The sequence below is a fragment of the Tardiphaga sp. GW822-FHT04G09 genome (genome assembly GCF_058800725.1).
The window spans coordinates 25242-45343 of sequence record NZ_JBXAMO010000010.1 but is presented as its reverse complement, the minus strand read 5'-3'; the positions used below and the strand labels follow the sequence as shown (position 1 = coordinate 45343).

The following is a 20102-nucleotide window of genomic DNA, read 5'->3' as shown; positions in this document are numbered from 1 at the left end:
CTTGTGAGAGTCTGCGCCGATGTTTGACTGGGACGATATGAGACACCTCATTGCGTTGGCGGAGGCCGGTACCCTTTCGCGCGCCGCACGTCTGCTCAAGGTCGATCACGCGACCGTGGCTCGTCACATCACCGGCCTTGAGAGAGCACTCGGTGAAACGTTGGTGGAACGTTTCTCGAAGCGGTGGCGGCTGACCGACGCTGGCCGGGAGGTCGCGCGGATGGCCGAGGGTATGCAGGCGCACGCCCATGCCTTGGAGCGCGCGGTGCGAGCGCGCCAGGCGGGATCGCCTGCCATGGTCACAGTCAGCGCGCCGCCTGCACTCGCGAGCTATTTCCTCGCGCCGCGCTTTGCCGAACTTCGCGCGCAGCGCCCCGATCTGGAACTGTGCCTGCTAGGCAGTCAGGCCTTGGCGTCCCTTGGTCGCCAGGAGGCTGATATCGCCGTACGGCTTTCGCCGCCGACAGAAGTGAGCAGCGTCGTGCGCCGGATCGGACGTGTCGCGTACGGTCTCTACGCTGCCCCCGCTTATTCGCTGAAGCCTCCGGAGGAATGGCAGTTCATCGCTTACGACGGATCTCTTGATCATGTGCCGGAGCAGGAATGGTTGCGAACAATAGCGGACGGGCGTCGCATCGTGTTCAGGAGCAATGATCTGACAAGCCAACTTGCTGCGGCGAGCGCGGGCATCGGCATCGCGGCGTTGCCTCGTTTTTTGGTCGAGGAGGACACGCGGGTGGCAGCGCTCCCGGTTGAAGGAAAGCCTCCGTCGCGCGACGTCCATTTGGTCGTTCACGCGGACATGCAGCGTAACCCGGCGGTCCGCACGGTTATGACCTTCATCGCGGAAAAAATCGCCTCCGGTCTATCGCGGCCCGTTGGCGCGACCGGATAGCTGTCATAGACGGGCAGGGAAGTGAATCGTGGGGGACGTTACCGGCGATCACTTTCCAAAGAACCGGATGATCTGTCGCGCGATGTCGCTGTGTTCTTCCTCGAGCGCGAAGTGGCCGGTATGGTAGTGGTGAATCTCCGCCTCGGGCACAAAGCCCCTATATGCGTCGGCCCCACGTGGGACAAAAATCGGATCGCCATCGCCCCAGACGACAAGGGTCTTGGGCTTGTTGGCTCGAAGATAGTCTTGCCATTGCGCATAGAGCGAGAGATTGGACGGGATATCGATCTGCAGATCCGTCATGACTCTCCGGCTTTCAGGGTTGGCTAGCGCAAATGCGTCGTTCGTCCAGGCGTCGGGGTTGAGACCAGCGGGGTTGCGCGCGCCGTGCCGATAGAGAAACAGGTCGGTTGCGAGCACGACACGGCTTTCCGCGGCAGCGCGCTTTGCCGGCGTTTCCGGCCCTGCATTGTCCTGAACCGCCTTCAGTCGCGTAGGCTCCCAGCCATCCAGTGAAACCGGAATATTCTGGATGATGATGCCCCGCACCCGGCCCGGCTGCTTGACGGCCAACCGCATTCCGATGGGACCGCCAAAATCCTGCATATAAAGGATCGCGTTTGTCACGCCGATGGCCTGAACGAACTTGTCCATAATCTCGGCGACAGAATCGAACGTGGCGGTGAACTTGGCGGCGGGCGGTGCCTCGCTGTTGCCCATCCCTGGATAATCCGGAGCAACCACGTGAAAGCGGTCGTCAAGCTCGGGGATCAAATCCCGGAACATGTGTGAGGATGAGGGAAATCCGTGAAGCAGGAGGATCGTTGGCTTCTGCGGGTCACCTGCTTCACGATAGAATATTTTGATGCCGTCGATACTGACGAACTTGTAGCTCACGTCCGCGGCGAAGGCGTTGCTGGATATGCAGGTCCAGAGCGCCAGGGCCGACCATAGCATTCTCGACTTTCCTTGGGACGTGGTCATAGTCATTGCCTCGGTTGTGATCTGCGAAGCGGATCGTTCTTCGTGCCGCCCGTTTGTTGAATCCAGGGCTTATTCGCCTCAGCACGAAGTCCGCGCCCGTCGAGCGCCAAGCGGGTCCGGAATGGACGGGAGGTGAGTTTGAGCCCGCCGGAGCGGCTTCATGTGGCCGCGTCGAGACTGTCGAAGGCGGCCCGGTGCGACGTGACGAAGTTCTGAACCGTCATCGGGGGTACGCCCGTCACGTCGGCGATAATCTTGTCTGCACCCGAGAAGATGCCGTTCTGATAGTCGACAGCGATCGCGCAGAAATGCTGGATCAGAAACTCAGGCAGGCGGAATTTTTCGAGGCGCTCGCGATAGGCGGGGATGGTCAGCGGCTGGTAGCTGATCTTGCGGCCGAGCACTTCGCTGATGGCCGCGGCGATGCCGGGCTGGTCGAGCTCGGTCGGTCCATGGAGCGTGTAGGTCTTGCCAATATGGGCGGCCGGTTTCGTCAGGAGGGCGGCGATCAGGCGGGCCTGGTCCTCGGCCGCGATCGGCGCATGACGGCCCGTACCGTAGGGCAGATCGATGATGCTCTGCTCGACGATCGTCTTGCGTGCAAACGGGTAGAGCAGCCATTGCGAGAAGAAGGTCGGTCGCAGGTGTACGGTGGGAACGCCCGACCAGTCGAAAATCCGCTCGGCGATCCAGTGATCGCGCGCCGCATGGCTCTTGGAGTCTTCGCGCGCGGAGATCTGCGACATGTTGATCACGGCCTTCAGCCCGGCGCGCTTGGCCGCATCGGCGAAGTACGCCGTCGTCTGGATGATGCCGGGACGGACGGGATAGCAGAAGTAAGCGGCAGTGGTGCCGGCGGCGGCGCGGATAACGTCGTCATGCTCGAAGAGGTCGCCGACCACGACCTCCGCGCCTTCGCTGCGAAGCGTCTCCGCACGCTTGTCCTCCTTGTGGACCATCGCCCTGACAGCATGGCCTTTCTCGAGCAGGCGCCGGACGGTGTAGCGGCCGGTCTCACCGGTAGCGCCGGTGACGAGGAATGTGTTGGTCATCATTGTCTCCGTGGAGTTGGTTGAACCGAGAATGTTATGTGTAATTACACACATTGAGTGAAAAAAAAGGGGAACTACGTGCTTTTATTCATCTCGTGAATTTCATCGCGCATGCGGGCGGCGCGGTCCCGCCCGACCTCCCGCTCAAATGCGGCTTGGGCTTTTTTCCAGTAGGGCAGGGCCTCTGCCACCTTGTTCAGGCCCGAGCGGGAGAGTTCGACATCGAAGGATCGACCGCTATCGGCTCGACCTGCCACGACCCATCCGGCCGTCTGCAGCGGCTTCAGCGCACGGACCAGCGTTGTACGCTCCATGCTCAGCATTTGCGCCAAGTTGCTGATCTTGAGTGTCTCGTAGGCTTCCAGCAGCGATAGAATGGAGAATTGCGAGACGGACAGACCGGCGGGGGCCAGGTGATTGTCGTAAAGACGGCTCAAGTGCCGCGCGTTCTGGCGAGCGGCGAGGGCATAACAAAGATGGGGACCAGCGAGCTTCGACATGGGGTGCTTTTAAATGTGTAATTACACAGAGTCAACCGAACTTCTTCGGTTGCAGCGGGAAGCCATCAGGAAATCATCGCGTCGGGGCCTCCCCAAAAACGCCGGGGCCGGCTGCGGCCGGCCCCCCGGGGTCTTCAACGAGACAGGGTCAGCTGCGAAGAAACGCCAGCAGGTCGGCGTTCAAGCGGTCCTTGTCGAGGTGCAGCAATCCATGCGAGCCGCCATCGTAAACGATCAGCTTGGCATGTGGAACGAGCCTGGCAGTCACCTTCGCGGAGATCTCCAGCGGGACGATCTGATCGTCGTTGCCGTGGACAACCAGAGCGGGGACGGTGATCTTCTTGAGATCATCGCGGAAATCGGTTTCCGAGAAGGCGCCGAGCGCATGGTAGGCGGCAAGAAAGCCGGTTGCCTGCCCTTGGCGCCAGTAGCTCTCCCGCAGGCCTTCCGAGACATGTGCCCCCGGCCGGTTGAAGCTGTAGTAAGGCATGGTGACATCGAGATTCCACTGCGACCGGTTTGCCTGCACGGCTGCGCGGAACGTATCGAATAGCTCCTTCGGAGCACCGTTCGGATTGCTCGCGGTTTTGAGCAGGAACGGTGTCACCGAGGAGACGAAGGCGACCTTGGCGACGCGGCTCTGGCCGTGACGCGCGACATAGCGTGCGACCTCGCCGCCGCCCATCGAATGGCCGACGAAGGTGGCTTCGCGCAGATCGAGCGCCTCGACCAGTTGAGCCAGATCGTCGGCGAAGGTGTCATAGTCGTAGCCGCCGGATGGCTGGCTCGAGCGGCCGAACCCCCGACGGTCATGCGCGATGACGCGATAGCCGTTCTGCTGCAGGAAGAACATCTGGTCCTCCTACGCGTCGGATGAGAGCGGATAGCCATGGCTGAACACCACGGCCGGCCCGGTGCCCCAGTCCTTGAAGTAGAGGCTGGTGCCGTCTTTCGTGATGAGGCGGTCCGCCGTCGGCCTTGCACGTGCTGACGGAGTTGCTTTTGCCGCCGCGGGGCTTGCGCCGGCACCGCTAGCCGCCAGTCCGACACCGGCGATGGCGGCCCCTTTCAGCAGGTTGCGCCGGGACGCGCTGTTGGGTGTTGTGATCGTAGACATGAAGAAGCTCCGTGAGAAATAGACCGCCTGGGTTGGCGTGATTGGCGAATGGGTGGGCGCGTTCGGACTGCCTTCGCGTGTGGGATCAGAAGCCGAGCCTGCGCAGGTCGTCAGCGACGAACATCTGGCCGCTGCGGTTCTTGACACTCGGCAACGCGGAGACCTTCGCGCGCCAAGCCTTCAGCGCGGAATGATCTTCCGGAATGGCAATGCCGGCGGCGTCCGCAAACATCAGCCCGGCAAACACGGTGATGTCGGCCATCGAGAATGCATCGCCGGCAACGAACGAATGGTCCTGCAACACTGTGTCGAAGTACTTCATGCCGGCTTGCGCCCGATCGCGCTGGCGATTGCCCCATTCCCGGCGGCCAGCCCATTCCGGGCTCTTGAACACCTGCAGCTCAGCGCCCAGACCCGGTGTCGCGTGATGGAAGTAGTTGCCGACCGCATCGAGCAGCTCGGATTCGGCCCGCTTCTGCATCATGTGGATGACGGCCTTTTCCTTCGGTGTCTTGCCGGTGAGGCGCGGATCGCCGTCGAGATTGTCAAGATATTCGGTGATGGCAGTGGCCTCCGCGATGTAGGTGCCGTCCTCGAGCTGGAGGACCGGCAGAACGCCCGAAGGGTTCTTTTGGAGGAAGGCGGGTTGCTTGTGTTCGGCAGCGATGAGGTCGACGGAAACAAATTCGACCTGCGGGTCGAGGCCTTTCTCGGCCAGGACGATGCGGATACGGGCGGGATTGGGAAAGCCGGGGCGATCGAAGATTCTCATGATAGGCTCCTTAATCTATCTATCGATAGGTAGACAGCGTCCCGAGCGTTTATTCCTTCCTTTTTTCGACGTCAACAACTATCTATCGAGTGATAGGCTGGGACCGATAGATGGCAAAAACCAAGACGGACGTGCGCGAGGCGGTCATGACCGCCGCAAGAGCGACGGTGCAGTCGCATGGCTACAATGCGCTGAGCTTTCGCGAGCTTGCGAAAGAGGTCGGGATTAAAAGCGCCAGCGTGCACTACCACTTCCCGACGAAGGGCGACCTCGGCGCCGCGTTGGCTCGGCGCTATACCGAGGAGGGGGCCGACTATCTGGCGAAGCTGGCGACCTCCGACGATGCGACTTGGTGCATGGACAGATATACTGAGATCTTTCGCTCGGCACTGGCCAACAACAATCGCATGTGCCTGTGCGGCATCATGAGCGCGGAACTCGACGACCTTCCCGCGGGTGTCCGAACCGAGATCGATAAATTCGCGGAGATGAACGTGGGCTGGCTTAGCAAGGTGCTCTCGCGGGCAAGGCCTTCGGCGAGCAAGAAGGATCTGCGGGAACACGCGATGGCGATCTTTGCTGCCATTGAAGGGGCGCAGCTCGTCGCGCGCGGTTGCCGGGACATCGCCATCTATGACAGGACGATCCGGACCTATCGCGCGACGGGTCTCATCCCGTAATTGCCTGTAGGCGTCGCAGGGAAATAGCCGCGCTTTCCGGATCGAGGCGATCGACGAGCTTGACCGCTGTTCAGGCGCCGAAGCTCGATCGGAGTTGAAGCTTCCAGTCGCCCGGGTCGGCCTCTGCCTAATCAGAGCAGCGTGTTGCAACGGGTTCTGGTTTGGTCAGCGGACGCCGGACTATGTGTCAGCCCGTGACCCCCTGGCATGACTGCTCGTGGCCCAAAGGCGCCTTTGAAATGTCGCGCGCCAGGCAGGTGGAGCAGGAGGGGGTCCGAAATCGCCATTGACAGGTTCTAAAAAAGAACTGACTAATCCAGGCGTCGGCGTTCAGCCGAAAATCGCGATCGAATGATCGCACGCCGCCGTACCTGTCACTCGGCGCGCTTCAGGGGAGGATTACGATGCGTCGAATATCGACTGCGTTAGCGATGTCGCTTGCCTGCTTGTTTGGCTGCGTGGAGGCCCGCGCGGCAGACGCTCCCGGCGTCACGTCCGGAGAGATAAAAATCGGAGGGGTCTACCCGTTTAGCGGTCCAGCCTCCTCCATCGGGCTCACGGGCAAAGGCTTGGTCGCCTATGTCCAATCCATCAACGATCGCGGAGGCATCAACGGCCGAAAGATCAACTACATTGCTCTGGATGATGCCTACAGCCCGCCGAAAGCCGTCGAGCATGTCCGGCGTCTCGTCGAGAGCGACGAAGTGTCCTTCATCTTCGGCCAGCTCGGGACAGCGGGAAATACTGCCGTCGCCAAGTACCTCAAAGGAAAGGGCGTACCCAGCATTGCTGTGGTGAGCGGTTCAAGCAAGTTCACCGATGGGAAGGAGTTTCCGCTGGCCACAACCGGCCTGGTCAGCTACGACACCGAAGGTAAGATCTACGCGAAGTTCTTGAACAAGGCGCTACCGACGGCGAAATACGCGATCCTTTACCAGAACGACGACTTGGGTAAGGACTACGTGAACGCTTTCCGCTCGTTCATGAAGGCGGATTTCGACAAGCGCGTCGTAACTGCTGCTTACGAAGTATCGGAGCCGACGGTAGACTCGCAGGTCGTCAATCTCAAGAGCTCAGGTGCCGAAGCGCTCTTCATCGCCGGCACGCCGAAGTTCGCCGCACAGGCCATCCGAAAAGCTTCCGAGATCGGCTGGAAGGCGACGGTTGTCATCAATTTTCCGTCGAGTTCGGTCGGAGGCACGCTGCGTCCGGCGGGACTGGACAAATCCGTAGGCGTCGTCGTCGGCACTATCAGCAAAGACCCTTCAGACGTGCGATGGGAGAACGACGAAGGCGTGAAGGCTTACAAGGTCTTTTTCGAAAAGTATTTGCCCGGCTCGGATTACAGCAACACCAGTTACCTGACGGGTTACATGCAGGGCATGATATTGGAGCAGATCCTCAAGCAATGCGGTGACGATCTGTCACGGAAGAACATCGTGATACAGGCAAAGGCCATCCACGACATGGCGTTGCCGGTGGCCGCACCCGGCATCCGGATCAACACCAGTCCAACCAATAACATGGTCTGGACACAGCTACAGTTACAGCGCTGGAGCGGGACGAGCTGGGAGCCGTTTGGCGAGGTGCTGGACGCAAGCTCGGAGTGACCGGGACATTTCCTTGGTCCGTCCCAACAGCGGGCGGATGGGCCAAGGAATCAAGCGGCGCTTGCTTTAGTCTTTCTTCCTTTGGATGCAACGGCCTCGCGAGCTCCGGGACCTGGATGGACGTGGACTTCCTTGGCGAGCACCGGCTCACCGCATTCCGAGCAAATCATAAGCGGGTCGAAATACTTGCCGCATGTTTTGTGCTCATGAAGCATCGGCCTGCCGCGCGAGTCGACCATATGGATGTTGCCCCAATGGACGATCGACATGATGATCGGGTAGAGGTCGAGACCCTTCTGCGTCAGAATGTATTCGTACCGCTTGGGTGCTTCCATATAAGGAATGCGTCGCAGAACGCCGAAGCGAACGAGCTTCTTGAGCCGGTCGGCCAGCAGATGCCGCGTGATTCCGAGCGACGCCTGAAAAGCATCGAACCTGCGCTTGCGCAGAAAGCACTCGCGCAAAATCATCAGGCTCCAGCGGTCGCCAATGACTGCGACAGTGCGTGCCAGCGAGCACGGCTCCTCCTCAAGTGCATCCCATTTCATTCAGTCTCTCCGGACAGCGTATTTGCTACATTCTATTTTGGTACGTACCTCAAAACAATAGAGATATTACCTTTGTGCCCCGGTAATGGTTTTGTCGATTGACAGTTCTAAAATAGAACTCTAGCGTGAATGTAAGGGCGGACGCTCGATCGCGCCCACGAAGATCGAAGAGGAGGCGTGTGTGACCGACCGATTGAAGCCAGAATTCCATTTCGATTTTGGTAGTCCGAATGCCTATCTTGCAGAGGCAGCGCTGCCTGGCATCGAGCGTCGCACCGGCATTAAATTCGAGTACGTTCCCGTCCTGTTAGGCGGCATTTACAAGGCCACCGGCAACATGTCGCCCGCAGAATCCCTGCGCGGTATCAAGAACAAGCCTGAATACCAGAAGCTGGAGTCGGAGCGGTTCATCCGGCGGCACGGCATCACGAAATTCAGGAGCAACCCTTTTTTCCCGGTCAACACGCTGATGTTGATGCGCGGCGCGGTCGCGGCCCGGTTCGAAGGCGTGTTCGAGCCGTATTTTACCGCGGCCTACCATCACATGTGGGAAGAGCCGAAGAAGATGGACGACCCCGACGTCTTTGCCGCGGCCTTCAAATCCTCCGGCATCGACATCGACAGGTTGATCGCCCGGGCGCAACAGGACGACGTCAAGCAGAAGCTCATCAAGGACACGAATGACGCGGTTGCTCGCGGGTCGTTCGGGTCGCCAACCTTCTTTGTCGGAAGCGAGATCTTCTTCGGTAAGGACAGTCTCAGGGACGTCGAAGAAGCGATCGTCGAGCAGAGGTCCGCGCTCAGGTCGAGAAGAGCCTAGGTCATTCAATAACCGATAGAAGCCGCGCCAAAGCGGCTCTTTCCAGGGAGGACAAAAATGTTGAAGACGGTTGAGCCGGACGACGCGACCCGCATACTTGCCTCGCTACCTCGCCGCATCCACAGCGTCATCGATCGACATGCAGCGGAAACGCCGACCCGGGTCGCGCTGGTCGAAGATGGGGGATCCTGGACCTACGGCCACCTGCGCGACGCGGTTGCTGACATCGCGCGGGATCTGACGAAAATCGGCATGAGGCCGGGCGATCGCCTGATGATCGTCAGTGAAAACAGCATTGCTCTCGCTGGCCTTCTTCTGGCGGCGAGCCGTCTCGATGTCTGGGCCATCGTCGTGAATCCGCGGCTGTCCGCGCGCGAACTGGATCAGATCAGGGATCACAGCGGCGCCAGGCGCGTGCTGCTTACCGTCGGCGTTTCGAAGGAAGCGGCCACCCATGCCGCGCGATACGAGGCTCAGGTCCAGGCAATTGGACCTCTTTCCGAGATCGCGATCACGGCACTTAATGAGGAGACGTCTCCCGAACCGGTCGAGGAACGCGCGAAGGACCAGGTCGCCGTCCTGATCTACACGTCGGGCACGACCGGCACGCCGAAGGGCGTGATGCTGACGCATGAGAATCTTCTCGTCAGCGCGAAGACGACGGCCGAAATTCGTCGCATGACACCCGCGGACAAGCAGTACATCGTGCTGCCGATCTCGCACATCGTCGGGATATCGTTGCTGGTCATGACGTTGATGACCGGCGCCACTGTCAGGCTGGTCGCCAAATATGATCCGGCCGCGCTGGCGAAGGCGATCGCGGAAGAGGGCATCACCATCCTCAACGGCGTTCCTGCCACCTATCAGCGGCTGTTGGAGTACAAAGCTGTCAACGGTCTGGAGAGGCTCGATCCAGGTTCGCTGCGCCTCATTGCTGTTGCCGGGGCGCCGCTTGATCTCGAGCTCAAGTCCCGAGTGCAGCAGGAGCTTGGGCTTCCGTTGCTGAACGGTTACGGGATCACCGAGTGCTCGCCCGGACTGTCGGGGGTACGCATCGATGCCCCGCGCGACGACCAGGCTGTGGGGCCACTGTTGCCTGGCATCGAAGCGAAGATCCTGGGAATGGATGGCGTGGCGAAGCCCGCGGGTGAGGTCGGTGAGCTTCATGTCCGTGGCCGCAACGTGATGCGCGGCTACTACCGCGCGCCTGATCTCACGGCAAAGGCCATCGATCCGGACGGATGGTTCAACACGGGCGACTTGGCACGCTTCGAAGGCGATTGCCTTTATATCGTAGGCCGCACGAAAGAAATGATCATCCGGTCCGGCTTCAATGTCTACCCGGCGGAGATCGAAGCGGTGCTAAGCACGCATCCCTCCGTGGTGCAATGCGCGGTCGTCGGCCGACCCGTCGAGGGCAACGAGGAGGTCGTGGCCTTCGTGCAGCTTCTTCAGGGTACCGAGACGACCGCCGACGACCTGATCGCACATGTCAGCCCTCAACTGACATCCTACAAACGCCCGTCCGAGATCATCGTGCTGCCGGCGCTGCCGGCCACGTCCACCGGCAAGATCCTCAAACACAAGCTGGCGGAGTCGCTGCGCAGCTAATCAGATCGCGGCGGCTGTCGTCGCGCCAAACTCGCTTCCGGGAGAACTTAGTTGGAAAAACGCAATGCAACGGTTGCCGTCGTCGGAGCAGGCGACTTCATCGGCGGTGAAATCGCCAAAAAATTCGCAGCCGAAGGCTTTACGGTATTCGTAGGCCGGCGCCAGGGTGAGAAGCTGGAGCCGCTGATCAAGGAGATCGAGGCCGCCGGTGGAACCGTGTTCGGACGGGCTCTCGATGCGCGCAAGGAAGACGAGATGGTGAAATTCATCTCCGATGCCGACGCCCATGCTCCCTTGGAAGTGTGCGTTTTCAATATCGGCGCCAACGTCAATTTTCCGATCGTCGAGACCACGGAGCGGGTGTTCCGCAAGGTCTGGGAAATGGCGTGCTATTCGGGTTTCCTCGCTGGACGCGAGGCGGCGCGGGCAATGCTGGCACGCGGGAAGGGGAACATCTTCTTCACGGGAGCGACGGCAAGCCTGCGCGGCGGCAACGGTTTCGCAGCCTTCGCGAGCGCCAAGTTCGGTCTCCGGGCCGTCGCGCAATCGATGGCCCGGGAACTCGGGCCAAAGAACATTCATGTCGCGCACCTGATCATCGACTCTAGCGTGGACACGGAATGGGTGCGGCAGTTGATCACCAGCCGCGAAGGGCCGAAGGCGATGGAAAACCTCGATCCGAACCGGCTCATGCGGCCGGCGGCGGTCGCCGAGGCATACTGGTCCCTCTACCAGCAACCGCGCGACGCGTGGACCTTCGAGCATGAGATTCGTCCATTCGGCGAGAAGTGGTAGCTCGCCATGGAGCTCAACCTTTCGGCCGAAGACGCGGCATTTCGTGACGAAGCTCGCTCCTTCATCGCGGAAAACTACCCGAAGGAAATGCGTGTCGCGAATCCCGAGACGGATCTCACGAAAGAGCAATCGCTCCTTTGGCACAGGATCCTCCATCGGAAGGGCTGGATCGCGCCGCTCTGGCCGAAGGAATATGGCGGCCCCGGTTGGTCGCTGACCCAGCGCTTCATCTGGGAGCAGGAGACCTCGCGTGCGGGAACGCTTCCGCCGCTCGCCTTCAGCGTGACCATGGTCGGTCCGGTCATCTACACCTTCGGGACGGACGCGCAGAAGGCGAGGTTCCTGCCGCGCATATTGTCGGGCGAGGACTGGTGGTGCCAAGGTTACTCGGAGCCGGGTTCGGGGTCGGATCTAGCGTCCGTCAGGACCAAGGCGGTTCGCGACGGCGATCACTACGTCGTCAACGGGCACAAGACATGGACTACTCTCGCGCAGCACGCGGACTGGATCTTCTGTCTCGTCCGCACCGATCCGTCCGCAAAGCCCCAGGCGGGCATCTCTTTCCTGTTGATCGACATGAAGACGCCCGGCGTCACCGTGCGCCCGATCATCACCATCGACGGCTCACATGAGGTCAACGACGTCTTCCTTGAGGACGTGCGAGTGCCGATCGAGAATCTGATCGGCGAGGAAAACAAAGGCTGGACCTACGCAAAATTCCTCCTCGGCAACGAACGCACCAGTATGGCGGGTATCGGTCGTTCGACCAGGTACCTGCGGCGGCTCAAGGACATCGTCAGGGCTGAAATTCCCGAGGACGATCCGAGTTTCGCGGAGTTCATCCGTGAGATCGCCCGTGTCGAACTGGATGTGCTGGCCCTCGAAGCGACGGAATTGAGGGTCGTCGCGCAGATGTCGCGCGGTATCGATCCCGGCGCGGCCGCATCGCTCTTCAAGATCAGAGGCACCGAGATCTTCCAGCGCATTACCGACCTCACGCACCGCGCGATGGGCAACTACGGCGTCGCTCTTCGGGAGCATCCCGTCAGTGGCAACCGTTTCATGCCCGGGCCTGAGTATGGGCATACGTCGGCGGAAAAATACCTCAACTCGCGCAAGCTCAGCATCTACGGCGGATCCAACGAGATTCAACGCAACATCATCGCGAAAGCCGTGCTCGGTCTTTGACCCGCACCAGGAGAGGCGTCCATGGACATCGAACTGACCGAAGACCAGGAATTGCTCCGCAACAGCGTGCAACGCTTCCTGAAGGATGAATACGGCTTCGATGAACGAGCGAAGATCGTCGCGGGCGAAGATGGTTGGAGTCGCGCGGTGTGGGCAAAGTTCGCCGACCTCGGTCTTCTGGCGGCACCGTTCGCGGAGGAACATGGCGGCCTCGGAAACGGCCCGTTGACGACCATGATCGTCATGCAGGAGTTCGGCCGCAGCCTTGTCGTCGAGCCATATTTCGAGACCGTTGTGCTGGCGGGGGGGCTGATCGAGGCTTTGGGCACCGATGGTCAACGCCAGGAATTGCTCGCCGAGATTGCCGCGGGGGAAGCGACATGGGCTTTGGCCTGGGCCGAACCCGGATCTCGCTACAATCTCAATAAGGTGTCGGTGTCCGCCGACCGACGTGGCGATGACTACGTCCTGTCGGGAACGAAAGCCGCCGTGATCGGAGCCCCGTGCGCCGACCGCTTGATCGTCTCCGCAAGGACGTCCGGCCGGGACGGCGATCGCGACGGCGTGTCCCTCTTCATCGTCGACAGTCGAGCGGCCGGTCTGCACATGCAAGGCTACCGGACGATCGACGGCAGGCGGGCGGCCGAGATCACGCTGAAGGATGTCCGAGTCCCGGCGAGCAACCTGCTCGGACGCGAAGGACAGGGGAGTGCTGCACTCGAAAACTGCCGCGACCGGGCCATCGGCGGATTGTGTGCCGAGGCCATAGGCGCGATGACCGAATTGAACGCGGCGACACTCGACTACAGCAAGACCCGCAAGCAGTTCGGGGTGACGCTCGGATCATTTCAGGTGTTGCAGCACCGAATGGTCGACATGTTCATCGCACTGCAGGAGGCCGTCTCACTCATGCAGCATCTGACCTTGACGCTGGCCTCCGACGACGCCCATGTCACGAAGCTCGCCTCCGGCGCGAAGACAAAGGTCGGATATGCTGCACGCTTCATCGGCGAACAGGCGATCCAGCTGCACGGTGGCATGGGCATGAGCGACGAGCTCAAGGTCGGTCACTATTTCAAGCGGATCGGCGCCATCGATATCCAGTTCGGCGACCCCGCTTTCCATCTGATGCGATTCGCCCGCGCCGCGTGACATGCAGTCACGCCCGTCCCATGCAGCAAAGGAAATAATAAATGACCGAAGCCGTAATCGTATCGACCGCCCGCACCCCGATCGGAAAGGCCTACAAGGGCGCGCTCAACAATACCGAAGGTGCGACCATGATGGGACACGCCATTTCGGCGGCGCTCGCTCGTGCGAACATCGTCGGGGGAGAAGTCGAGGACGTGGTGATGGGGTGCGCCATGCAGCAGGGCACGACGGGGTCGAACATCGCGCGTAAGGCTCTGCTTCGCGCCGGTCTTCCCGTCACGGTCGCCGGCACCACCATCGACAGACAGTGCGCGTCGGGGCTTCAGGCGATCGCGCTTGCCGCTCGGTCGGTGATCTTCGATGGCGTGGAGGTCGCGGTCGGTGGAGGCGGTGAATCCATAAGCCTCGTCCAGAATGAGCATATGAATCAGTGGCACGCGGTTGACCCAGAGCTGCTGGCGATCAAAGGCGACGCTTACATCGCCATGCTGGATACGGCCGAAAACGTCGCAAAACGCTACAACATCTCTCGGGACGCGCAGGACGAATACAGTCTCGAAAGTCAGCGCCGCACCGCGGCCGCGCAGCAGGCCGGCCGCTTCAATGACGAACTGGCGCCGATCAAGACGACGATGGCCGTGACGAACAAGGAGACCGGCGCCATCTCCTACAACGAGATCACGCTCTCGACAGACGAGGGCCCGCGCCCCGACACCACCGCCGAGGGGTTGGCCAAGGTGAAGCCCGCGAAGGGTCCCGGCTACACGATCACCGGCGGCAACGCGAGCCAGCTATCGGATGGTGCCAGCGCCACCGTTATCATGAGTGACAAGCTCGCCGCCCAGAAGGGCCTGAAGCCACTCGGAATCTTTCGTGGCTTCGTCTCGGCGGGTTGCGAGCCCGACGAGATGGGCATCGGTCCGATCTTCGCCGTTCCGCGTCTCCTCAAACGTCATGGTCTCACGATCGACGACATCGATCTTTGGGAGTTGAACGAGGCATTCGCGGTCCAGGTTATCTACTGCCGCGACAAACTCGGCATTGATCCCGAGAGGCTCAACGTCAACGGCGGCTCCATCGCGGTCGGTCACCCCTATGGCATGACCGGCGCGCGACTGACGGGTCATGCGTTGATCGAGGGGCGTCGTCGCAAGGCGAAGTACGCGGTGGTCACGATGTGCGTCGGCGGCGGGATGGGTGCCGCGGGTTTGCTCGAGATCGTTCACTGATAATCAGAAACCTAAACAGCGAGAGTCGGAGACGATCATGAGAACCGCGATCACAGACCTGTTCGGGATCGAACATCCCATCATTCAGGGCGGCATGCACTATGTAGGCTTTGCCGAACTCGCCGCGGCCGTCTCGAATGCCGGCGGCCTCGGCATTATCACGGGATTGACCCAGCGCACGCCTGAGAAGCTCGCGAAGGAGATCGCGCGCTGTCATGACATGACCGACAAGCCGTTCGGTGTGAACCTGACATTTCTTCCGACGTTCGACGCGCCGCCCTATCCAGAATACATCGCCGCCATTAAGGAAGGCGGCATCAAGGCGGTGGAGACCGCAGGTCGAAGCCCTGAGCAATATATGCCAGCCCTGAAACAGGCGGGGATCAAGGTCATCCACAAGTGCACTTCCGTTCGCCATTCGTTGAAGGCGGAGAAGATCGGCTGCGACGCCGTCAGCGTCGACGGCTTCGAATGCGGCGGCCATCCCGGCGAAGATGACATGCCAAACATGATTCTGCTGCCGCGCGCTGCCGAAGAGTTGAAGATCCCGTTCGTTGCATCGGGAGGGATGGCCGACGCGCGTAGTCTGGTTGCGGCGCTCGCGATGGGCGCTGCGGGCATGAACATGGGCACCCGGTTCGTGGCAACCAAAGAGGCGCCGGTCCATCAGAACGTCAAGGATGCGATTGTGAAGGCGTCGGAACTCGATACGCGTCTGGTGATGCGCTCGCTGAGGAATACCGAGCGCGTTCTCAATAACGCCGGAGTCGAGCGGCTGATCGCAACCGAACGCGTTAAGGGCGACTCATTGGTCATCGGCGACATCATCAACGAAGTGGCGGGCGTGTATCCGAAAGTCATGGTCGACGGTGACATGGACGCCGGCGCCTGGAGCTGCGGCATGGTTGCGGGCCTCATTAACGACATCCCGACCGTCAAGGAACTGATCGATCGCATCATGGCGGACGCCGAAAGCATCATCCGCCAGCGCTTGACCGGTTTTCTCGACGCCTCTGCCCGCGAACCCCTGCGCGCCGCAAGCTGAGGACCATGGCATGACGGATCATGTGAAGACGGATGTCGTCGATGGCGTGATGACGCTCACGATCTCGCGCCCCGAGAAGAAGAACGCGCTGACCGGAGCGATGTACAACGCGATGTCGGAAGGCCTCGAACGCGCCGAAAGGGATCCCGCCGTCAAGGTCGTTCTGTTTCAGGGCGATGGCGACAGCTTCACCTCCGGCAACGACCTAGCGGACTTCGCGGCCCAGTCCAAGGCAAACGAAACCAGCGAAAGTCCCGCTTTCCGGTTCATCGGCAATCTAGCAAAAGCGACCAAGCCGCTTGTCGCGGCCGTCCAGGGAAACGCCGTCGGGGTCGGAACCACAATGCTTCTGCATTGCGATCTCGTATACCTGGCGGACAATGCGCGCCTCATCACGCCTTTCGTCAATCTGGCGCTGGTGCCCGAAGCCGCGTCGAGTTGGTTGCTCCCTTCGCGGATCGGGCACGTGAGGGCCTATGCCATGTTCGCGTTGGGAGAGCCGATGGATGCCGCAACCGCACTTCAATGCGGACTTGCCAATGCCGTTGTCCCTCTCGGCGAGGTTCGTGGGAGGGCGGCGGCCGCCGCCCTGACATTGACGCAGCGTCCGACGGGCGCACTTCGCCATACAAAGCTTTTGATGCGGGAGCAGCAGGAAATGGTCGAAAGGATTGCGGAGGAGAGCGCTCTTTTCAAAGAGCGGCTTCAGAGCGCGGAAGCTCGCGAGGCCTTCTCTGCCTTTATAGAGAAGCGAAAGCCCGATTTCACGAAAGTCTAAAGATTCATGCGGATTCCGGACACGCGCCATTCCTGGAGGAAGCGCAGCGGTTCAACCCCGACCTGGCCGATTTTAGCGAAGCGATCTCGACGCGCCAAAGATAATGGTGAGGGTGGGCTGACGGATCCAAGCTGTCAGCCACCTCGGTACAGCGCAAAAATGCAGAAAGCCCGCTCGGTGGCAGGCTTCCTAAGATACTGTGAACCAAGGAGAAAACTGGTAGCGAGGAGTGGACTCGAACCACCGACCCCAGGATTATGATTCCCGTGCTCTAACCAACTGAGCTACCCCGCCACGGTATCCGGAGGGGACAAATTGTCCCCCGGCGAATGCGCGGCATATAAGAAGTCGGGGGACTCGATGTCAAGCAAGGCAGCGTGTGAAATCGGTGCCTGAAATCGATGTTCCTGCCACCCGGCCACCGATTTTGGGGTCGGGTCGCTATCGCCGCCGGATCAGGCATTTATGACCGGGATCTAGCCGCCGTCGAAGGCCTTTTTCAGCGCGGGCAGGTCGAGTTTGACCATGCCCATCATCGCCGTCATGGCGCGTTTCGAGCCTTCGATATTGTCGCTGGCGACCATCTCCGTGAAGCCCTTGGGCACGATCTGCCACGGAACGCCCCAGCGGTCGTTAAGCCAGCCGCATTGTTGCGGCTTGCCGCCATTGGCGAGGAGGGCATCCCAGAGCCGGTCAGTTTCTGCCTGATCGTCGCAATGGACGGTGAAGGACACCGCATGGCTGAACTGGGCGGGCGAGCCGCCATTCAGGCCGATGAAGCTTTGACCGGCCAGTGTGAAGCCGACCACGAGGACGTCACCGGCCTTGCCGGACGGCGTGTCGATCGGGCTGCGCTGCACGGTGTCGACAGAGGAGTTCGGCAGTAGCGAACAGTAGAACTTCGCGGCCGCTTCGGCCTCGTTCACGTACCAGATGCAGGGGGAAATCTTCGACATCGTCGTTCCCTTTCTTGCTTGCTCAGTCCGCCATCGCAGCCTGCGCCGCGGCCATGTCCATCCACATCACTTCCCAGATATGGCCGTCCGGGTCCTCATAGCTGCGGCCATACATGAAGCCTAAATCCTGCACCGGCGTCGGATCCAGGCCGCCGCCGGCGGCCTTCGCCTTGGCGACGAGGCCATCGACTTCGTCGCGGCTGTCGGCGGAGAGGCAGATCAGAACTTCGCTCGATGTCTTCGCATCGACGATCTTTTTCGAGGTGAACTGGCGATACTTGTCATGGGTCAGCAGCATCGCGTGGATGGTGTCGGAGAACACCATGCAGGCGGCGGTGTCGTCGGAGAATTGCGGATTCTTGGTGGCACCCACCGCTTCATAGAAGGAGACGGCGCGGGGCAGGTCGGTGACTGGCAGGTTGACGAAGATCAGTTTGCTCATCGGATGGACTCCAGTGGGTATGCGTTCTGAATGTTCTCTTTGGCGATTGTCCCGCAAAGGACGTTTGGGCCGGCTGCGATCCGACATCGCCTCTGAAATTCTTTCAGTTATTTTTGCAGGCGGAATTTCTCGCCGCCGCGATCAATATTCCAGTCCGGCGATCTCCGCGTGCAGACGGAATGTCGCATGGTCTATGCGCATTGCGAATTGCGGCGGCGACCAAATCATCGTTGATTGCAAGTGACGCCAAACGCGTTCGCAGTCGGGTTCGGAAACATGTCCTTTTCTTGGGTTTGTTCCGCGCTAGACTGAACGACGACAATAAAAATACAGCCGGTCCGGGCATCACCCCGGAATCGCAGAGGGAGAAATACATGTTGCAACGCAATCGCTTTGCTTTGTCCACTGCCGTCGCGCTCGCCGCGGTCGCCACCATGTTCGGCGGTGCAGTCCAGGCACAGGAATATCCCACCAAACCGATCACGCTGATCGTGCCGTGGCCGGCCGGTGGCTCCACCGACATTTCGATGCGTGCGATTGCCGATGCTGCGTCCAAGCATCTCGGCCAGTCGATCGCCGTCGACAACAAGGGCGGCGGTGGCGGCACGGTCGGTCCCGCGACCATGGCGGCCGCGGCGAAGCCGGATGGCTACACCATCTCGCAGATTCCGATCACGGTGTTCCGTCTGCCGCTGATGCAGGAGGTGTCGTGGAATCCCGACAAGGATTTCAGCTACATCATCCATCTCACCGGCTACACTTTCGGCATCACCACCAATGCGGATTCGCAGTTCAAGACCTGGAAGGACGTGGTCGATTTCGCCAAGGCCAATCCCGGCAAGGTGACCTATGCGACGCCGGGGACCGGCACCTCGTTGCATGTGGGCATGGAGCAGATCGCGGCATTGGCCGGCATCAAGCTCACGCAGGTGCCATTCAAGGGCGGCGCGGAAACCAATGCCGCCGTGCTCGGCAATCACACCATGCTGCAGGCGGATTCCACCGGCTGGCGGCCGCTGGTCGATGCCGGCAAGCTGCGTCTCCTGATGGTATGGACCGACAAACGTTCGCCGAACTTCCCGGATGCGCCGACCTTGAAGGAGAGCGGCTACCCGATGGTCTACGACTCGCCGTTCGGCATCGCCGGGCCGAAGGGCATGGATCCGAAGATCGTCGCCAAGCTGCACGACGCCTTCAAGAAGGCCATCGACGATCCCGCTGTCATTGCGACGCTGGCGAAATACGACATGGTGCCGAACTACAAGAACACCGAAGACTACAAGAAGTTCGTCGTCGAGGTCACCAATTCCGAGCGCAAGGTGATCGAGAGCATCGGCCTGGGCAAGAAGGCGAATTGATCGTCGCGTAACGACATCGGGCGCATGCGGTGAAGCCATCGCATGCGCCTTCATTTCAATTTGATTTCCCGGGACAGAAGCGATGACTGACCAAACCCGCCCGCCATTCCGGCTCAACAATTCCGAACTGTGGACCGGCGTGATCGGCATTGCGCTTGGCGTGTTCGTCATTCGCTCCGGCCTCAAGCTGAAGCTCGGTACCATCAACGACCCCGGCTCCGGCTTCATGCTGTTCTATATCGGCCTGCTGATGTGCGCTTTCGCCGTGACCATCGTGCTGGCTTCGATCACGGAAGGCGGCCCGACCTTCGGCTCGCGCTGGGAAGGCGCAAGCTGGAGCAAGCCGGTCGCGATCATCGTCATCCTCTCGGCCTATGCCTTTGCGCTTGAGCCGCTCGGCTTCCTGATCTCGACCATTCCGTTGATGCTGCTGCTGTTGCGTGTCATCGATCCGGTGCGCTGGACGCTGGCGATCCCGCTTGCGGTGCTGGCGCCGCTCAGTGTGTGGTGGGTGCTGAAACACGCCCTGCTGATCCAGTTGCCTTCGGGCATGTTCGAAATCGGCTGACG

The 20102-nt window shown here is 60.8% G+C and carries 20 protein-coding genes, 1 tRNA gene and 1 pseudogene; 13 read left to right on the top strand and 9 right to left on the bottom strand.

Going from position 1 to position 20102, the window contains the following annotated elements; genetic code table 11:
- Positions 1–19: 19 nt before the first annotated feature.
- Positions 20–895, top strand: coding sequence for a LysR family transcriptional regulator (locus AC1RLZ_RS18265; protein ID WP_493189772.1), 876 nt, complete (start codon positions 20–22; stop codon positions 893–895).
- Between the two features lie 48 nt (positions 896–943).
- Here the strand turns inward: AC1RLZ_RS18265 and AC1RLZ_RS18260 are convergent, their stop codons facing one another.
- The 5 genes and pseudogenes from AC1RLZ_RS18260 to AC1RLZ_RS18240 form a co-directional block, all read right to left on the bottom strand.
- Entirely contained in the window at positions 944–1879 is a 936-nt protein-coding gene (locus AC1RLZ_RS18260; RefSeq protein ID WP_493189771.1) for an alpha/beta fold hydrolase, read from the bottom strand.
- A 158-nt stretch (positions 1880–2037) separates the two neighbouring features.
- Positions 2038–2931, bottom strand: coding sequence for an NmrA family NAD(P)-binding protein (locus AC1RLZ_RS18255; RefSeq protein WP_493189770.1), 894 nt, complete (start codon positions 2929–2931; stop codon positions 2038–2040).
- A gap of 74 nt (positions 2932–3005) precedes the next feature.
- Positions 3006–3431 (bottom strand): MarR family winged helix-turn-helix transcriptional regulator, encoded by a 426-nt coding sequence (locus AC1RLZ_RS18250; protein WP_493189769.1) that lies wholly within the window; start codon positions 3429–3431, stop codon positions 3006–3008.
- Positions 3432–3579: 148 nt separating this feature from the next.
- Positions 3580–4548 (bottom strand): annotated as a pseudogene (locus tag AC1RLZ_RS18245) (alpha/beta fold hydrolase).
- 85 nt (positions 4549–4633) lie between these two features.
- On the bottom strand, positions 4634–5320 hold the full coding sequence (locus AC1RLZ_RS18240; RefSeq protein ID WP_493189768.1) for a glutathione S-transferase family protein: 687 nt from the start codon (positions 5318–5320) through the stop codon (positions 4634–4636).
- Between the two features lie 110 nt (positions 5321–5430).
- On the opposite strand from AC1RLZ_RS18240, the gene AC1RLZ_RS18235 reads away from it, so the two are divergent.
- Together AC1RLZ_RS18235 and AC1RLZ_RS18230 are read left to right on the top strand one after the other, a co-directional pair.
- Positions 5431–6000, top strand: a complete 570-nt coding sequence (locus tag AC1RLZ_RS18235; protein ID WP_493189767.1) for a TetR/AcrR family transcriptional regulator — start codon at positions 5431–5433, stop codon at positions 5998–6000.
- Positions 6001–6404: 404 nt separating this feature from the next.
- Entirely contained in the window at positions 6405–7610 is a 1206-nt protein-coding gene (locus AC1RLZ_RS18230; RefSeq protein WP_493189766.1) for an ABC transporter substrate-binding protein, read from the top strand.
- A gap of 50 nt (positions 7611–7660) precedes the next feature.
- Here AC1RLZ_RS18230 and AC1RLZ_RS18225 read toward each other — a convergent pair whose 3' ends face one another.
- Positions 7661–8158: a winged helix-turn-helix transcriptional regulator gene (locus AC1RLZ_RS18225; RefSeq protein WP_371421041.1), complete on the bottom strand. Its 498-nt coding sequence runs from the start codon at positions 8156–8158 to the stop codon at positions 7661–7663.
- Between the two features lie 181 nt (positions 8159–8339).
- Here AC1RLZ_RS18225 and AC1RLZ_RS18220 point away from each other — a divergent pair, with 181 nt between their 5' ends.
- From AC1RLZ_RS18220 to AC1RLZ_RS18185, 8 genes are read left to right on the top strand one after another with little or no spacing between them, the layout of a single operon-like run.
- Complete coding sequence (locus tag AC1RLZ_RS18220; RefSeq protein WP_493189765.1) at positions 8340–8978, top strand: 2-hydroxychromene-2-carboxylate isomerase; 639 nt, start codon at positions 8340–8342, stop codon at positions 8976–8978.
- Positions 8979–9035: 57 nt separating this feature from the next.
- Positions 9036–10589 carry a class I adenylate-forming enzyme family protein gene (locus AC1RLZ_RS18215; RefSeq protein WP_493189764.1) on the top strand — a complete coding sequence of 518 codons (1554 nt, stop codon included), beginning with the start codon at positions 9036–9038 and terminating at the stop codon, positions 10587–10589.
- Positions 10590–10640: 51 nt separating this feature from the next.
- Positions 10641–11384 carry an SDR family NAD(P)-dependent oxidoreductase gene (locus AC1RLZ_RS18210; protein ID WP_371421038.1) on the top strand — a complete coding sequence of 248 codons (744 nt, stop codon included), beginning with the start codon at positions 10641–10643 and terminating at the stop codon, positions 11382–11384.
- A gap of 6 nt (positions 11385–11390) precedes the next feature.
- Complete coding sequence (locus tag AC1RLZ_RS18205) at positions 11391–12572, top strand: acyl-CoA dehydrogenase family protein (RefSeq protein ID WP_493189763.1); 1182 nt, start codon at positions 11391–11393, stop codon at positions 12570–12572.
- A gap of 21 nt (positions 12573–12593) precedes the next feature.
- Entirely contained in the window at positions 12594–13724 is a 1131-nt protein-coding gene (locus AC1RLZ_RS18200; protein ID WP_493189762.1) for an acyl-CoA dehydrogenase family protein, read from the top strand.
- Positions 13725–13765: 41 nt separating this feature from the next.
- Entirely contained in the window at positions 13766–14953 is a 1188-nt protein-coding gene (locus AC1RLZ_RS18195; RefSeq protein ID WP_493189761.1) for an acetyl-CoA C-acyltransferase, read from the top strand.
- A 37-nt stretch (positions 14954–14990) separates the two neighbouring features.
- Entirely contained in the window at positions 14991–15998 is a 1008-nt protein-coding gene (locus AC1RLZ_RS18190) for an NAD(P)H-dependent flavin oxidoreductase (protein ID WP_493189760.1), read from the top strand.
- Positions 15999–16008: 10 nt separating this feature from the next.
- Positions 16009–16776: an enoyl-CoA hydratase gene (locus AC1RLZ_RS18185; RefSeq protein WP_493189759.1), complete on the top strand. Its 768-nt coding sequence runs from the start codon at positions 16009–16011 to the stop codon at positions 16774–16776.
- A gap of 217 nt (positions 16777–16993) precedes the next feature.
- Here the strand turns inward: AC1RLZ_RS18185 and AC1RLZ_RS18180 are convergent.
- From AC1RLZ_RS18180 to AC1RLZ_RS18170, 3 genes are all read right to left on the bottom strand, one after another.
- Positions 16994–17070 (bottom strand) — tRNA-Met (locus AC1RLZ_RS18180).
- 182 nt (positions 17071–17252) lie between these two features.
- Complete coding sequence (locus AC1RLZ_RS18175; protein WP_371421032.1) at positions 17253–17732, bottom strand: VOC family protein; 480 nt, start codon at positions 17730–17732, stop codon at positions 17253–17255.
- 22 nt (positions 17733–17754) lie between these two features.
- A complete protein-coding gene (locus AC1RLZ_RS18170) occupies positions 17755–18174 on the bottom strand; it encodes a VOC family protein (protein ID WP_493189758.1) in 420 nt (139 codons plus the stop codon).
- A gap of 374 nt (positions 18175–18548) precedes the next feature.
- On the opposite strand from AC1RLZ_RS18170, the gene AC1RLZ_RS18165 reads away from it, so the two are divergent.
- Together AC1RLZ_RS18165 and AC1RLZ_RS18160 are read left to right on the top strand one after the other, a co-directional pair.
- Positions 18549–19532, top strand: coding sequence for a tripartite tricarboxylate transporter substrate binding protein (locus AC1RLZ_RS18165; protein ID WP_493189757.1), 984 nt, complete (start codon positions 18549–18551; stop codon positions 19530–19532).
- Positions 19533–19614: 82 nt separating this feature from the next.
- Positions 19615–20100: a tripartite tricarboxylate transporter TctB family protein gene (locus AC1RLZ_RS18160; protein ID WP_371421029.1), complete on the top strand. Its 486-nt coding sequence runs from the start codon at positions 19615–19617 to the stop codon at positions 20098–20100.
- The last annotated feature ends 2 nt before the right edge of the window (positions 20101–20102 follow it).